Origin of the sequence: Bacillus sp. AFS029533, from assembly GCF_002585125.1 — a bacterium.
Taxonomy (GTDB): Bacteria; Bacillota; Bacilli; order Bacillales; family Bacillaceae_G; genus Gottfriedia; species Gottfriedia luciferensis_B.
This window is the reverse complement of record NZ_NUQC01000015.1, coordinates 161,120-176,913: the sequence shown is the minus strand read 5'-3', so window position 1 is coordinate 176,913 and position 15,794 is coordinate 161,120. Positions and strand designations below refer to the sequence as shown.

Here is a 15,794-nt window from a genome sequence, read left to right as displayed (position 1 = left end):
ATTACATTATGTAATAGAATCCTTAATTTTTACTTAATAACTTATCTGAAGCATATAGTAAAAAAAGAACCACCTTTATGGTGATTCCAAATTTTAAGAAGTTAGTTTTTAACTAGACTAGCAATATGTCGATTTTTAGGTATTTGTAAGCCTAAATTACCTCTCAAAGTAGAAGATTCGTACTCTTTGCGATAGATTCCTCTTTCTTGTAATAGTGGAATGACTTGTTCAGTGAAATCTTTTAATGCGCTTGGAATTGTAGAATAGATCATTAGACCGTCTGCCGCTTCTTGTTCATACCACTCTTGAATTAGATTAGCAATTTTTTCAGGTGTGCCAATAAATGCACTTCTAGGAGTAGCAGCCTGTAATGCTACCTGTCTAAGTGTTAGCCCTTTCTCTTTTGCTTCTTTCTTGATCTTATCAGTATTACTTCTAAAACTATTTTTCCCTAAATCACCGATGTCTGGGAATGGCTCATCTAATGGATATTGAGAAAAGTCATGGTGCTCAAAAAATCGACCTAAATAATCCAAGGCATTTTCAATACTAGTTAGATTAACAAGATCTAAATACTTTTGCTCTGCCTCTTCTTCCGTACGGCCAACTATAGGAGCAATTCCAGGGAATATCACAATATCATCTTTTGATCTGCCGTATGCTACTGCACGATCCTTTACATCTTTATAAAATTGCCTAGCTTCTTCTATATTATCATGACCAGTAAACACTGCGTCAGCTGCTTTAGCAGCTAATTCCTTACCACTTTCTGAAGATCCAGCTTGAAAAACAACTGGTTGACCTTGTTTAGAGCGTCCGATATTAAGAGGACCTTCTACTTGAAAATACTTCCCTTCATAATTTAATCTGTGTAGCTTTTTCGGATCAAAAAATACACCTGATTCTTTATCTCGAACAAACGCGTCATCTTCCCAAGAATCCCATAGACCTCTAGTTATTTCTAAGTGCTCTTCTGCAATTTTATATCGATTATCATGTGAAGGGTGACCATTTCGACTATAGTTTTTAGCAGAGCCTTCAAGTGGAGAAGTAACTAAATTCCATCCTGCACGCCCATTACTTATATGATCAATTGACATGAATTGTCTCGCTACAGTAAATGGTTCACTATAGGTAGTTGAGAGCGTGCCGACTAAACCAATATTCTTTGTTACTCCTGCTAATGCAGATAAAATGGTAATTGGCTCAAAGCGATTTAAAAAATGTGGAATCGATTTTTCTGTTATATATAATCCATCTGCAATAAAAACTAAATCAAATTTTCCATTCTCGGCAAGTTTCACTTGCTCTTGGTAATAGGAAAAATTTACACTTGCATCCGTTTGAACCTCTGGATGACGCCAGCCAGACATACTGCCTCCTACTCCATGCACTAGTGCCCCAAGCTTTAGTTTTTTTCTTTCTGTCATTTTTTTCCCCTCCATTAATTCAATAATATTGCAGTATCTTTAATATTTAGTTCATAGCTTTTAACAAGTATATCTCCATTCATAAACTCATATTGTTTAGCTCGTTGAAACCCTATTTTTTCATATAAACTAATAGCAGATTTCATCATATCTGATGTGTGAAGAACAATGCGATCCGATCCCCACTCTAATGACAGATTGCAGCTTGCTTTTATTAATTCTGTTGCAATCCCTAATCCTCTTGCTTTAGGGGAAACACCTATTAATCGAATAATAGGATAATTAATCTCTAACTCAGGTAATCCATATGCTTTTTCGGCAGAGTCATAGATAAAACATGCTCCTAATAGAACATTATCGACAGTCGCAACAAGCTTTGTCTTAGTGTGGCTGTTATCAGTTGCATCAATAATACTATTTTTATAGTTTTCCCATTGTTCTTTTGAAAGAATAGAAGCATATTGTTCATACGCATCGATTAACACTTTTTTTATATTATCTATTTCATTTGGTTGGGACTCTCTAATAATTAAGCGATTTGAAGACATAGCCTACCTCCTCAATTAAACTAAGCTGTATTCATACAAAATACGTTGTATTTGTTTTAAATGAAGATGAACATGTGAAATAAAAGATTTAATTATGTCTTCAACTGTAACGATTGCATTTTGAGGGTTTATTCCGCTCTTCTTCCAATCATCACTTGTTAGTCTTTTAAGCAATTGACTATTGTAATATAAAATAACACGATATGTTTCTAGTACTTCTACAATATTTCCGTCGTTTGCATATTGCCCTGCAATCCATTTATCTTGATTAAAAGCAGGTAATTGAACACTTGATCCAGCTAAAACTTCCCTTAGTCGAAAGTTCACTACAAATGCATGATCTACTAAATGAGTTAGCACTTCTAAAATACTCCACGATCTTTCATTTTTCTTCCAATGCAGTTTCTCTTTTGAAAGATTGAAAGTTTTTTGCGATAGTAAATCATAAAGTTGATTAAATTCACTTATTTCAATTGATAAAGTACTCATGTATGTCCTCCTATATTTTGACTACACTTTTTGAAAGTTCATTCAGTATTGTGATAGAAAAATCTGTAAAAAATCTTATACTTAACGGGATTGCTTTTTCATCAAGATCAAATTTAGGATGATGCCACTCATATTTTCCTGAAGTTCCAAAAAATACGAATAAACCTGGAATCTCTTCTAAATAATAGGAAAAATCTTCACTTGCTGCAGATACAGACGGTTCAATTACACGTAAGTCTTGTTTAGTTGCTACATCTCTTGCAATTCGAGCTAATTTTTCATCATTAACAACAGGGGGTGGACCAGGATTCCAATTTGTATGAACATCTGTTTTAAAAGCAACACCAACAGACTTACTAATTTCATTTAATCGATTTTGAATGGTCTGTCTGACTTCATTCTTAAAAGTACGAACCGTCCCACTAAAAACCGCTTTGTCAGCGATCACATTTGATGCTTTCCCACTATAGAATTTTGTTACACTTACAACTGCATTTTCAAGTGGACTAATATTACGGCTCACAATCGATTGAAGCGACGTAACAATATGGGATGCAGTAAGAATTGAATCTAGCCCAGCCTCCGGTACCGCTGCATGGCTCGATTTCCCATTTATTTCAACAGTAAATCCGTCAGCAGCTGCCATTAAAGGACCTGATTTTATCCCAATGGTTCCAACTGTTAAATCAGGTTTATTATGCATACCAATAATCACTTTTGTATCCTTTAATACATTTGTTTTAATAATTTCTAATGCACCTTTTCCAATTTCTTCTGCAGGTTGAAATATAATCTGTACTTTTCCCGGCAGCTCACTCTCAATTTCCTTCAATAAAATGGCTGTACCTAAGATTGCAACTGTATGAAAATCATGTCCACAAGCGTGCATCTTATTCGGATTTTTTGATGAAAAAGGTAATCCTGTTTCCTCCTGAATTGGAAGTGCATCAATGTCTGCCCTAATTGCGATTGTAGGACCTTTGCGATCATCACCGATTTCTGCAACAAGACCAGTTTTTAACGGTAAAGTTAGGATTTGTATGTTATACTCTGTTAAAAGTTGAACAAGTGTCGCTGTTGTTTCATATTCTTCAAACGCTAACTCTGGAATTGCATGTAAACTCCTTCTTATTTGAATTAGCTTTTCAAGTAGCGCATCAGATATTTCAAATTTCATGGCTTCAACTCCTAAACTGTTAAGTCAAACTGTTATTTCTGTAAAAGCCTCTTTAATTAATTGAAGTGAGCGAACTCTTCTTTCAAAATCTGGAATTAATGATGTAAAAATAAATTCATCAATACCGAATTCATTTTGATATTCAAAAACCCTTTTTTGAAAAGTTTCTTTTGTTCCCTTAAGAACGTCTGCCTCTCGAACTTCTGTAGTATAGGTTTGGCCAGCTTGTTTAGCGTAAATCTCTGCTTGCTCAAGCGTGCCGACATTTACAATTTGCCCATTCCCTAATGTAACTCGCACAGTTTGTAATTGATCTGATAATTTTAGTGCTTCCTCTTTCGTTTCAGTTACAATCGTAGACAAGGCTATAATAAACTTTGGTTTTCTACCACTTTGATGATTAAAGGAATTATTATAAGCCTTGATTGCTTCCTTTGCTGCCACTGGGTCATTATTTATGAATAATGCAAATGCATATGGATAGCCCTTTTTAGCCGCAAATTTAGCACTTGATACACTTGTTCCTAATAAAAATAGCGGAACTCTAATCTGTGGTAATGGAGAAGCATGTAAAGAATCAAACGAACTTACTTCTGATGCATCCTGATATAAAAAATTTTCTAGTTCATCAATTTTCTCTTCAAGAGATTGAGGTTCTTTCAAGCTTTTTTGGAGTTCTTGGCTAGATTTTGGAAATCCGCCCGGTGCTCTTCCTATGCCAAGTTCTACTCTACTTGGTGACAAATTAGCTAATACATTAAAGTTTTCTGCTACTTTATACGGACTATAATGCTGTAACATTACCCCACCTGAACCAACAGAAATTCGTTCAGTTTTAGCAAGAATATGTGAAACAAGCACTTCTGGAGATGATCCAGCAATTCCTTGTGAATTGTGGTGCTCTGATACCCAAAATCGATTAAATCCTAATCTTTCAGCTTCTTTTGCTAGATTTATAGTGTTTATAAGTACTTCATTTGCAGTTTGACCAGGAAAAATAATACTTTGATCTAAGAATCCATATTTAAGTCCCATATTCTTTCCTCCATTTTTTTAAATATAGTACATGTCTTCCTCTGAAAATCGTTTTAAAAACTGAATTGTTCTTTCTTCTTTAGGTGATTGAAAGATAGTCTTTGGATTCCCTTCTTCAACAATTATGCCGCCGTCCATAAACACAACATGATTAGCAACATCCCTAGCAAATGCCATTTCATGTGTGACGATAATCATTGTAATTCCTTCTTTTGCTATTTTTCGTATAATCGCTAGTACTTCACCTACTAATTCAGGATCTAAAGCAGAGGTTGGTTCGTCGAATAAAATGACCTCTGGATTTAAAGCAAGCGCCCGAGCAATTCCAACTCTTTGTTGCTGTCCGCCGGATAACTGTAGAGGGTAAGAATCTAACTTGTTTCCTAAGCCTACTTTCTCAAGTAATTCAGCGCTTTTTTTGTATGCTGCTTCCTTGGACCATTTTTTAGCTACTACTAATCCTTCCATTACATTTTCAACTACTGTTTTATTTTTAAATAAGTTAAATTGTTGGAATACCATAGCTGTTTTCTGGCGCAATGAAAGAATTTCGGTTTTTGAAGCTTGACTAAAATCTACTTTAAAATCGTCTATTGTAATTTTTCCTTTATTTGGTTTTTCTAAATAATTTATACAACGAAGTAAAGTTGTTTTTCCTGATCCACTAGGACCTAGAATTGCGACGACTTCGCCTTTATTAACAGTTAAATCTATACCTTTTAAGACATGATTTTTTCCAAAGGACTTTGTTACATTCGTTAAAGTAATCATTTCACTCCCCCTCGACTAAAGACGCTAAATCTCTTCTCTAATAAACTCGTCATTCTTTCAATGACTAATGTAATTCCCCAGAATATTAGTGCTGCTGCAATATATGCCTCAAAAAACTTCCAATTTGTAGAAGCTACAATTTGTGCCTTTGCGTTTATATCTACAACAGAAACAATAAATGCCAAAGTTGATCCATGCAGCATTCCAATAAATGTATTTGATAAATTTGGTAAACTTACAGCGAAGGCTTGTGGAAATACAATTCTTCTTAGTGCTTGTGTTGTTGTCATACCAACCGAATAAGCAGCTTCAATTTGTCCTCGATCGATATTTGTAATTCCAGCTCTAACCACTTCAGATAAATACGCACCTGCTGTAATAGAAAAGGAAATAATTGCAAAAGCTGTCATAGGAATTGATGATGAATTAAAAGCAAAATGATAATGTTTAGAAAGTGAATCTAAAAGCATTGAGATTGAATAATAAATAATTAACAAGTGTGTAATCATCGGTGTTCCTCGAATAATCGTAACGTAACTAGATGCTGCCTGACTTAATATTGGAACCTTATAAATACGAACAATAGCCGTATAAGTTCCTATTACAAACCCAATAAGGACTGACAAAAAAGTTATGAACAGTGTAGTTGGAATTGCAGGTAGTATTTGTATAAATGCCTCCCAAATAAATGAGAAATCTAGTTTCATAATCTCGTACCTTCTTTCACAGCAACGACATCCCGATTCATTTTTCCAAATAAGTTACGGATTTTAAAAGTTTTTTCTTTCTTTTCAACACTTGTTCTTTCATATTTTCCAAACCGGTTTTCTAATAAGATAAATCCTTTTTCAAGAAAGGCACTTAAAATAAAATAAACGAGAGCAAGTGCAAGATAGGATTCAATAAAATGACGATTTAGTAAACCTAATGTTTGTGATTGCCCTGTTAACTCTATTACCCCGAGAGTAAATGCTAATGATGTATCTTTTAGTGTTCCTATTAATAAGTTTCCTAAAATAGGGATCCATATAGCGAATGCTTGTGGTGCTATGATTCTCTTAAAAGCCTGATATCCGTCCATTCCAACAGAATAAGCTGCTTCAATTTGCCCTCTATCTACAGCACTAACTGATGCACGAATACCTTCTGAAATAAAAGCCGCACTGTGTAATCCGTATGTTAAAATGACAAAATATAAAACATCAATTCTACTAACATCTACTTCTACTAGTTTTAATAGCTCAGGTACGCCATAATAAATTAAAAATAATTGAATTAAAATTGGAGTTCCCCTAAAAAATGAAACATATATTTGCGAGATTCTTTGAAAAATTGGTACCTTATACATTCTAGGTAAGGCTACAAGTAAGCCAAAACCTAACCCTACTAAAATAGAACTCCCTACAATGATTAACGAAATCTTTATAAAAGGTAGTAATTTAATAAAATATTCAAAGATCAATCCAGCTTTAAAATCAGCACCCATTCCTTCTCACCCTTTGGTTTTAGCTTTAATTTTCTGTAAAATCAGCACCTAACCACTTTTTGCTTAAGTTAGCAAGTGTTCCATCTGCTTTTATTTTTAATAGTGCTTCGTCAATAGCATCTGCTAATTTTTGATCTTTTGTATCATTTTTTCTAAAGGCAAATAATACATCAGCCTCAGTCAAAGCTGACCCTACTGTTTTCAATTCACCTTTTGGATCAATCAAAGATAAGGTAAAATCTGCAGCAACTGTAGCATCTACACGTCCTGAAGTAATTTGCTGTACAGTATCATTTGCTCCACCATTCTGATAAACAATTTTAATAGCGTTATTATGCTCTTTATTATAGTTTTCAAGAATTTGTGCTTCTGCACTTGTAGCGGATGTTAATACCTTTTTGCCTTTTAAGTCATCAATTGATTGAATTGAATTATTCCCTTTTGCAACAACGATTTTATTTTTCCAATGCGCATAAGCTTCTTTGTTAAATAAATACTTCTCTTCCCTCTCTGGATTTTTTTCAATTTCATGAGCAACAAAATCTATTTTCTTAGTTTCTAGACTTAACAATAAGCTCGAAAATTCATATGTTTTTAAATCAAACTTGTATTCTGGCAATCTTTTATCAATTTCTTTTACAAGTTCAACATCAAAACCAGTTAAATTTCCATCTTTATCGATAAAGCACACATTTGGAAATTGTGTACCAGTACCTACAACAATTCTTTGAACTTTTGAATCAGTAGCTGTTGCTGCCTCTTTATCTTTATTTTTTAAAGCAAATGTAATGATTAAAACTACGACTGCCAAGGATACAAGTGTAATCACAAACTTTTTCATTCCCATTTCCTCATTTCTGAATAATTTTTTTAGGGTCTTACTGCTAGCCAAATTAACTCTTCTGATAATTCTTCAGCTGCTTTATTTAATCTCTCTGTTAATTCATTAGATAATGAAAAATAATTTTGATAATCTCTTATTACCCAATCATCAATTGCATAAACACCAGTAACAAAATGATTTCCCCCAAGAACAGAGAGAACTGGTTTTAATGCATAATCTAAACTGAGTAAATGGGCAATTGTACCACCGATGAAGACAGGAAGGACAACTTTATTTTTCAAGCCATTCTGAGGAATTAAGTCTAAAAATATTTTTAATAAACCTGAATAGGAGGCCTTATAGACTGGTCCTGCAATAACAACCCCGATCGAATTCTCAATTTTATTAAGGGCTTCTTTAATTTCTTCATTACTAAAATCGCTCTTAATTAAAGCTTCTGTTGGCAAATCCCCAATATTTACTTGGCATACTTTAATACCTTCATTAGTCCACTTTTCTTTTACAAATTGGAGTATGCCATTCAATCTTGAGTTTGGTGATGAGCTAGCAGAGATAATGACAATATCCTTCAACGTGTTCCCCCCTTTTTAAAAAACCAACATTCCTTATAGGTTAACTAGGAATTAATTGTTATAAACTTTATCACTGACAGAATATTTAGTCAACGTAATTTCCAATAGAACTTTTCTATCGTTTTATTAAATATTTGAATTAGCTCATTAATTTTATTGATCCCTTAAGCACAATCTAGTTGATTGTCAATTGAGGATACCCCCAAATTCTTATATTTGGTTATATTTTTAGCTTGTTAAAAAAGAAAAAAGAGTTGGCTATTTCACCAACTCTTTGCTTAATTCAACTATTTCATTCATTAAATCTGTATACTCTCCACGATTACAGAAAATATTTGTTTGCAGAAAAATTCCCTTTGTTTCTTCAATATGTATTGGAAATAGTATTCCTTCTTTAGCTTCTTTTTTCACACTGATACTAGGCAAGAAAGCAATTCCAAATTGTTCTATAATAAGTTTTTTTGCCATCTCCGAACTATCAGTATGAATCCTAATATTTGGAGGAGCCTCTAGATTTTCAAATAAACGATGAATTCTAAGCCAATCTAATGAACCGCATTCAAAGAAAATAAGATTTTCCTGAGCGATATCTTGAATTGTGATCGATTTTTTTGAAATAAACGGATGGTCTTTATAAACATAAAGCGTAATTGGATCTTCAAATAATTTAATTGATTGTAAGCTAGGGTGACTAGTTTTCCGAACAAAACCTATATCAATTTCATTATTTAACACTTTACTAATTAATTCATCACTCTTACCCGTAATAACTTTATAATGTAAATCTTCATTTCTTACCGAAAGTTTTGGCAAAACTTCTGAAATAACATAGTTTGAAACCGAAACAGTGCAGCCAATTTTCAATTCATTATTGTGTGATTTTTTTTGATTAACGTGCATCTTCCCTTTTTCGTAAATATGAACTAATTGTTGAGCATACGGTAAGAAGCGCTTCCCCTCTTCTGTTATATTAACTTGTTTACCGGAACGGTGAAAAAGCTGGCAATTTAATTCTCTTTCTAAAGATTGAATTCTAGCTGTAACAGTTGGTTGTGATAGAAAAAGTGATTCTGCAGCTTTGTTAAAGCTACCATAGTGAATTACATGGATGAACGCTTCTATATTTTCAATATTAATTTCTTTCACATCCTTAAATAACAGTTTAGTTATATACATTAACTATTCATCTTTATTCAATTTGGGATTTAATCTTACTACTTATTTTTTTAAAAAATTATCATTAAGGAAGTCTATTAGAAAATATTATTTTTATATTTTAATCTTTAAATATTCTTTGAAGCTTCATAAAATCCTTTTTTATTTACTACATTCTAAATAGTTGATTATACATTTTTCTAAAATGAAAGTTTATTTTACAAAATTATATAAAACTATTTAAGATGATTAAAAGAAAACCCAAGTTCTTATATAGAACTCAGGCTTTTAGCATAGAATCATTGTTTTATTAATATAATTTCAATTTTGGACTGATAGAACGAAGATTATACTTTAATTTAAATAACCCGCTACTAGTCGATAAATCAGTTTTTTAAAATAATAAACGTATAAACAAAATAAGTACAAAAATAATAGTGGAACTCTAAATCATTAGTTATTATTAAATAAAAAATTACGATAATTTAACTTTTCGTACTACTTGGATCTTGACGTGTTTAGGTATATCACCTTTAATCGTCACTTCTCCATTTGATAAAGGAATTTTTGCTCCCCATCCATTTTTGAATTTTTTAATTTTTACTTGAAGTAATCTTATTTCCACCTGACCTAATCCAGATTTGTTTTTTACTTCTAATTCTGGTGTTTTTGCATTACCAATATTATGTAGAAGTAGTTTTACTCTAATTAGAGGTTCTTCATCGCTTTTTACGATTACATACGCGTTCCCTTGTTCATCCTCTTTAAATTGGTCGTAGGTTACTGAAAAACCTTTTGTACTTAAGTAAATTTCTCCATCATCATTTACTTTGTAAACTGGTGAAAACATATGTCTCTTCTCCTTGCCGTATATTCATAATTATGTAAAATAAAGAAAACTTCGATTGACCAGCCTTTTTAGGCGAAGTCTAGAGACGTAGTGAATTGCCTACTACGCCAGATTATATTTCATAAAGTGCAATAAAAAATTGACGATGAAATAATTAAATTATTTTTACGTCAATTCTAATATTAGTATGGCTTAACTATTAAAAAATGTTCTTTCCAATATTTAATATGTTTAAAATATGATTCTTATTACATCAGACAGATTATTCTAGTTTATTAAAAATAATTATAAATTGCAATTTTTAAACTCTGAAATAAATAGCTAATTTATGGAAATTCCCATTCAAAATAAAGCCATTATTTTACATTTAAACTTAGTTCTAAAACATAGAATTTAATGAATAAATATGCTATTGTTCTAATGAATTATTTAAAAATTTAAAATAGAATTTTTTATCTAAATTATGAAATTAAAAAAGGAAGAAGGAACGTCAGTTGATTTACAGTAAACAAGATGTGCTACACAATGAAACCCAAAGCATTAAAAATGGAGCTGCATCTACAATCGCAATTAGTTTATCAAATAACTATTTTATATTGTTTGCTATTGCAATTTTAGGTGCTACCAATTATCAAGTTGGTTTAATTTCTTCCTTACCTTCAATTGTCGGAATGGCCGCAATGCTCCCAGCTGCTTTTATGGTTAATAAGTTAGAAGAAAAAAGAAAGTTCACTGCCTACTCTATTTTCTTTACACGTTTTTTTCTATTAATAATGGTTTTTCTTCCATTTATTAAATCAGAGCATATCGCATGGTTTTTTGTTATTTTAATTGCATTAATGAATTTCCCTGGCACATTTCTAAATTTAAGCTGGCAAGCATTTATTGGTGATTTAATTCCAGCTGATCGTCGGAACACATTTTTTGGCAATCGAAATAGAATACTAACCTTTACGGGTATGATTGTAACGCTTGTAGCAGGAATATGTATGAAGTCCATTAGCCCAAAAAGTGCCCTTCCATATCAATTACTTTTTTTATTTGCATTTATATTCGGAATGATTGAGTTCTTTTATATATTGAAACATAAAGAGGAGAAGCAAAAAATTGAAATTTCGAATCATTATTCTCCTTTTTCAAAACATCTCTTTCAGTATAAACCCTATATAACATTTTTAATTTGTGCTCTATTTTTTAACTTCGCGTGGCAAATGGCATGGTCTTTATTTTCGATTTATCAAATAAGATTTGCTCATGCAACTGCTTTTTGGATTAGTTTATTTACTGTAAGCAACCAACTTTCACAAATCGTTAGCTTTCGTTGGTGGGCAAAGATGGCAAATCGTTATAGTAATACTCAATTATTAATTTGGATTTCAATCGGAATGGCATCTGCACCTATTTTAAATATTTTTTCAACAAATTATGTATACTTATTTATCGTAAACTTTACATCAGGATTTTTTGTATCTGGTACCGTATTAATATTATTTAATAGCTTATTAGAAGCTACTGAAGAAGAACATCGAACTTCTTATATTGCTAATTATAATTTCCTACTTTCAATCGTTGCCTTCGTCGCTCCACAATTTGGTGTTTTTTTACTTGAATCATTCAGTATGAATATTGCTATGATTATTTCAACGATTTTCAGAGGATTGGCGGGAGTATTATTTGGCGTGATGGCCTATAAAATGGCACATCCAAAACAATTAGATTATAAGCAAAATAAAATATCTCTCTAGAATAAATCTAAAGGAGTTCAAAATATTGAACTCCTTTATTTATGGCTTTAAAACCACTTTATTTCAATTATCTTCTTTATTATTAAAAATATGATAAGCATGATTTATTTGCACTTTTCAAAAAATTAATTACACCTTTTAATCAAGCCTTCAAAACTGTACATTACTTACAAATATCGTTTTATTAAAATTATTCATTTTAATCAATGCTCTTTTTATAGGCAACAGAATGACTATAAAATCATACTTTAATTAATGTGATATTTATTAAATTAACACTATTAGAAGTTACTGTTATTTTTTAGTAAAATTGGCTATTCTTAAAGATTCAAATCCAAATTAATTTGATACTATAAAATTAGTACGATTTAGGAAAGGATATTGATATGACTATAGATTATCGTTTTTATGAGAGTCCAACAGATCTTGATTTGCAGTATGATTTTTGGAATAAGATGACCGAATCTCTACCATATGCTTGGAAACCAACTTTATCTCCAAAATTATTTGAACAACAATCTGAGTTTAATGAAAAATCTAGATGCTTTGCTTTTGACGGGGATCAGCTTGTCGGTTATATGAGTTTCTCTGGTAAAGGAGAGTTTGTTTCATTAGGCTATCCATGGGTATTACCTGAGTATGAGGATACTGTGCGGGATGAATTGTTTGAAAGAGTTTATCAATTTGCTGTTAGTGAAGAATACGGTGGAAAATTATTTGCACAGCGATTTAGAGTACAGTGGTCAAAACAAATAGATTATTTCTTATCAAAAGGCTTCAACATTACCAATCGTACACAAATAGTTGGTGCTCATTATCCACTTCTTATAAAAACAATTCACAGTATTCCTGGATTTTCGTATGAGATAAAAGATCAATTTCAATTTAATGTTTGGAAAGATTTAAAAATGAAGCAACAAATTCTTACAAATGAACAAGTTGCCATGATGAATGAGTATTATAGCTCAATTGAATTCGACTATGCAGTTGAATGTAAGCTTGAAAATCAAGTCATTGCTTATTTCGGTATGACAATACGACCAGATACTGGTTATTCAGAAATATTAGCTGTAGCTTATACTGATGCTGCTATACCTTATTTTTATGATATAATGTCGATCATCCATAATGAAAACAACAATCGAAAAGTTAAAGCAGTTACGATTACTAAATCACAAATTCCTAAAAGTGTATTACAAGAAAAACTTGGCTTTACTCCATTAACTGAAGATGTGATGATGCACAAGAGACAGGGTTAAATGGCAGAAAAGATTCATTTAAAAAAAGAGATTCCAAAAAGATTGGAATCTCTTTTTTAGCTTACTGTAAAGTCATAAGTTCCACTTTCCACTCCATTGATCAGTATTGTGATGCTATGTTGGCCTGGGTAGTGCTTTCTTGTTGATAAGTTTTTGAATGAGTGTGTTTTGTTATATGATAATGTTTTGTCATTTTCTATTGTGTTTTCGGATATTTTAAAGATTTTTCTTGTACGGTTACCTTTTGACTTTACATAATCAATTGCGAATTCGATTCTAAGTTTTGTAGTGGTCGGTTCGTTACTATGAATCGTAAATGAAAAGTTCAAGTCTCCACCAATTTCGATCTTGTCTGATTGTAATTGGAATTGGTCTATATGGATTGCTTTAGTCGTTTGGAATCCAAAAATTGTCAAAGCTTCTATATTACCCTTTTTTAATAGGGTTCTACATGCGTGCTTTATAATCCAATTAGTATGTGGATTTTTACCGTACCATTCTTTCGCAATCTTTAATACTAAAGTTGGGTGATCTTTTGAAATATCGTTTAAATTATTCGCTACACTTTTGCGTACATATAATGACTCGTCTTCTTTTAAATTTTCTAGTATAGGAAGAATTGGAGTTGGGTCTTTTTTTAGACTTTTTAGAACCATCCCCCATGGTAACTTTGGACGACATCCTTCACTTGCAAGTCTTCTTACATGTTCGTTTGGATGAGTAGACCATTTTATCATTTGCGTCATCATTCGTTCTTGGTCTTGTACAATGAACGGTCTAACAGCAAATTCTGCTGTTGAGTGCTGTGTAAATATTTCTAGGGCTTCTATTGATTTTTCCCAATGATCTAACCCGTACACTTCAACATAATCAGGAAAAATAATACTACTTAATTGGCCCCTTGGAAATTTATCTAATATACTACTTAAAATCTCTATTGATTTTTCAAATTTGTTTGGAAGTGTCTCCCCCAAACAAATCGTAATATGTCTCATTCTTTCCTTTAATGTTTTTTCTGTCCAACTTTCATCGAAAACCTTATCCACAAATGTTTCACGATTAAAATCTGTATAAACATTACTGATCTCATTTGCAATTTTTGAAATTAACTCGTAGTTATATAGATCTTTTAATGCGTCTGCCATATTAATTCTCCATATTTTTATTTCAATCGATACATTAATCTATCTCACCTAATAAAGTGATTGGCTGTGAGATTTGCCTTTTTAATCCCTCAAACACATCTTTTTTAATAATTGCTAGAGCACATGTCGCGGGACCTGCCGATTTATGTAGTGGGATACTAGATTGATTCACTAATTTTATATTGATATTATGTGTTTCCATCAACTGATTCAATTCATATTGAACGCCTTTTGAACCGATAGGTAATAGATCTGATACATCTTCGCAATTTGTTAATTGCTTTAATGAATTAAAATTAATGATTTCGTTTTTATTTTCATTTAAATCCTCTAAAACTTCATTTCCTACTTTTGGATAACCAATTAAAATGACAATATCCCCTAAAATTACTTCTTTTCTATTAAACGGATTATATATTTCTCCCATTAAAGTAATTCCTAAACCTGTTTGTTTAGTTGGGATATTTTCTTCTGTACTTCCAGTAATATTTATTTCTAAGTAGTCATCATAAAAATTAGCTTCATTGTATTCTTTAATCGCTTTTTCAATCCCGTTTATTATTCTCTTACCTCTTCCGTTCATTTCTACACATAAAGTATTAATTAAAACAGTAGGCTTAGCTCGAAATGCTAATGTTTCAACTAAACATAATTTTGCCGTTAAATACCCTACAATTTCTTCATCAACTTTTATGAAATCAAGCTCACTCATCCCTATTCCACCGCAGCTATCACAAGCAATGGTAAAATAACGATTCCCATCTATATGCATTAAAGTTAAATCTCTATATTTTGAAATTTGCACGTTTCATCACCTTTTGAAGTATAAATGCTAAAACAATATTTGCCGCTGAAGCTAAAGTCAATGGCACAACCATTAAGATAAAAAAACTACTAATAGTCTTTGCCGTAAACGAGTGATTCAAATAAGCAATTAATAGACCACTTAATAAAGTTGCCACCGCACCATTTAAAATAATTGCTACGACCATTGCGATGTATTGATTCATTTTTTTAAATAATACGCCAAAAATCCAAACAATCACAAGCATTTGTATTGCGATAAATAGATGCACTGGTACTGTAAATGGAAATCCTGACGTAATTGCTGTTAGAAGATGACCTAGTGCCCCTACAATCCCGCCTGCAATTGGTGAAATCATCATAGCAGCTAGAAAAGCCGGCAATGAATCAAATGCAATAGAATAGACTATTTTTATATTAGATAGTACTGCACTTAATGCGATAAATAATGAAAGTAAAACAATTCTTTTTGTGTTCAAGTTTC

At 31.9% G+C, this 15,794-nt stretch carries 17 protein-coding genes; 2 read left to right on the top strand and 15 right to left on the bottom strand.

Features of this window, described 5'->3' with window-relative positions:
- Window positions 1-101: 101 nt before the first annotated feature.
- From COE53_RS08500 to COE53_RS08445, 12 genes are all read right to left on the bottom strand, one after another.
- Complete coding sequence (locus COE53_RS08500) at window positions 102-1,430, bottom strand: LLM class flavin-dependent oxidoreductase (RefSeq protein ID WP_098947791.1); 1,329 nt, start codon at window positions 1,428-1,430, stop codon at window positions 102-104.
- A gap of 14 nt (window positions 1,431-1,444) precedes the next feature.
- The gene (locus COE53_RS08495) at window positions 1,445-1,978 is read right to left on the bottom strand and encodes a GNAT family N-acetyltransferase (protein ID WP_098947789.1); all 534 of its coding nucleotides are present in this window, start codon (window positions 1,976-1,978) and stop codon (window positions 1,445-1,447) included.
- Window positions 1,979-1,993: 15 nt separating this feature from the next.
- Window positions 1,994-2,467, bottom strand: coding sequence for a DinB family protein (locus tag COE53_RS08490; protein WP_098947787.1), 474 nt, complete (start codon window positions 2,465-2,467; stop codon window positions 1,994-1,996).
- A gap of 10 nt (window positions 2,468-2,477) precedes the next feature.
- Entirely contained in the window at window positions 2,478-3,644 is a 1,167-nt protein-coding gene (locus tag COE53_RS08485) for an amidohydrolase (RefSeq protein ID WP_098947785.1), read from the bottom strand.
- A 24-nt stretch (window positions 3,645-3,668) separates the two neighbouring features.
- Complete coding sequence (locus COE53_RS08480; RefSeq protein ID WP_091023818.1) at window positions 3,669-4,679, bottom strand: LLM class flavin-dependent oxidoreductase; 1,011 nt, start codon at window positions 4,677-4,679, stop codon at window positions 3,669-3,671.
- Window positions 4,680-4,697: 18 nt separating this feature from the next.
- Window positions 4,698-5,450 (bottom strand): amino acid ABC transporter ATP-binding protein, encoded by a 753-nt coding sequence (locus COE53_RS08475; RefSeq protein WP_025569200.1) that lies wholly within the window; start codon window positions 5,448-5,450, stop codon window positions 4,698-4,700.
- Window positions 5,447-6,157: an amino acid ABC transporter permease gene (locus COE53_RS08470; RefSeq protein ID WP_025569198.1), complete on the bottom strand. Its 711-nt coding sequence runs from the start codon at window positions 6,155-6,157 to the stop codon at window positions 5,447-5,449. Before COE53_RS08470 ends, COE53_RS08475 begins: the two co-directional genes overlap by 4 nt.
- The gene (locus COE53_RS08465; protein WP_069032820.1) at window positions 6,154-6,936 is read right to left on the bottom strand and encodes an amino acid ABC transporter permease; all 783 of its coding nucleotides are present in this window, start codon (window positions 6,934-6,936) and stop codon (window positions 6,154-6,156) included. Before COE53_RS08465 ends, COE53_RS08470 begins: the two co-directional genes overlap by 4 nt.
- Before the next feature lie 25 nt (window positions 6,937-6,961).
- Complete coding sequence (locus COE53_RS08460) at window positions 6,962-7,777, bottom strand: transporter substrate-binding domain-containing protein (protein ID WP_069032819.1); 816 nt, start codon at window positions 7,775-7,777, stop codon at window positions 6,962-6,964.
- Between the two features lie 29 nt (window positions 7,778-7,806).
- Window positions 7,807-8,352, bottom strand: coding sequence for an NADPH-dependent FMN reductase (gene ssuE / locus COE53_RS08455; protein ID WP_091023822.1), 546 nt, complete (start codon window positions 8,350-8,352; stop codon window positions 7,807-7,809).
- 258 nt (window positions 8,353-8,610) lie between these two features.
- Entirely contained in the window at window positions 8,611-9,489 is an 879-nt protein-coding gene (locus tag COE53_RS08450; protein WP_091023995.1) for a LysR family transcriptional regulator, read from the bottom strand.
- A gap of 493 nt (window positions 9,490-9,982) precedes the next feature.
- Complete coding sequence (locus COE53_RS08445) at window positions 9,983-10,357, bottom strand: hypothetical protein (protein ID WP_091023823.1); 375 nt, start codon at window positions 10,355-10,357, stop codon at window positions 9,983-9,985.
- A 494-nt stretch (window positions 10,358-10,851) separates the two neighbouring features.
- On the opposite strand from COE53_RS08445, the gene COE53_RS08440 reads away from it, so the two are divergent.
- Together COE53_RS08440 and COE53_RS08435 are read left to right on the top strand one after the other, a co-directional pair.
- Entirely contained in the window at window positions 10,852-12,102 is a 1,251-nt protein-coding gene (locus tag COE53_RS08440) for an MFS transporter (protein ID WP_098947783.1), read from the top strand.
- A 386-nt stretch (window positions 12,103-12,488) separates the two neighbouring features.
- Entirely contained in the window at window positions 12,489-13,361 is an 873-nt protein-coding gene (locus COE53_RS08435) for a hypothetical protein (RefSeq protein ID WP_091023826.1), read from the top strand.
- Between the two features lie 56 nt (window positions 13,362-13,417).
- On the opposite strand, the gene COE53_RS08430 is transcribed toward COE53_RS08435, so the two are convergent.
- From COE53_RS08430 to COE53_RS08420, 3 genes are read right to left on the bottom strand one after another with little or no spacing between them, the layout of a single operon-like run.
- Complete coding sequence (locus COE53_RS08430; RefSeq protein ID WP_098947781.1) at window positions 13,418-14,506, bottom strand: DNA alkylation repair protein; 1,089 nt, start codon at window positions 14,504-14,506, stop codon at window positions 13,418-13,420.
- Between the two features lie 34 nt (window positions 14,507-14,540).
- On the bottom strand, window positions 14,541-15,311 hold the full coding sequence (locus COE53_RS08425; protein WP_098947779.1) for a hypothetical protein: 771 nt from the start codon (window positions 15,309-15,311) through the stop codon (window positions 14,541-14,543).
- Window positions 15,292-15,789, bottom strand: coding sequence for an ECF transporter S component (locus COE53_RS08420; RefSeq protein ID WP_180242402.1), 498 nt, complete (start codon window positions 15,787-15,789; stop codon window positions 15,292-15,294). The genes COE53_RS08425 and COE53_RS08420 overlap by 20 nt, the downstream gene beginning before the upstream one ends.
- Window positions 15,790-15,794 lie beyond the last annotated feature (5 nt).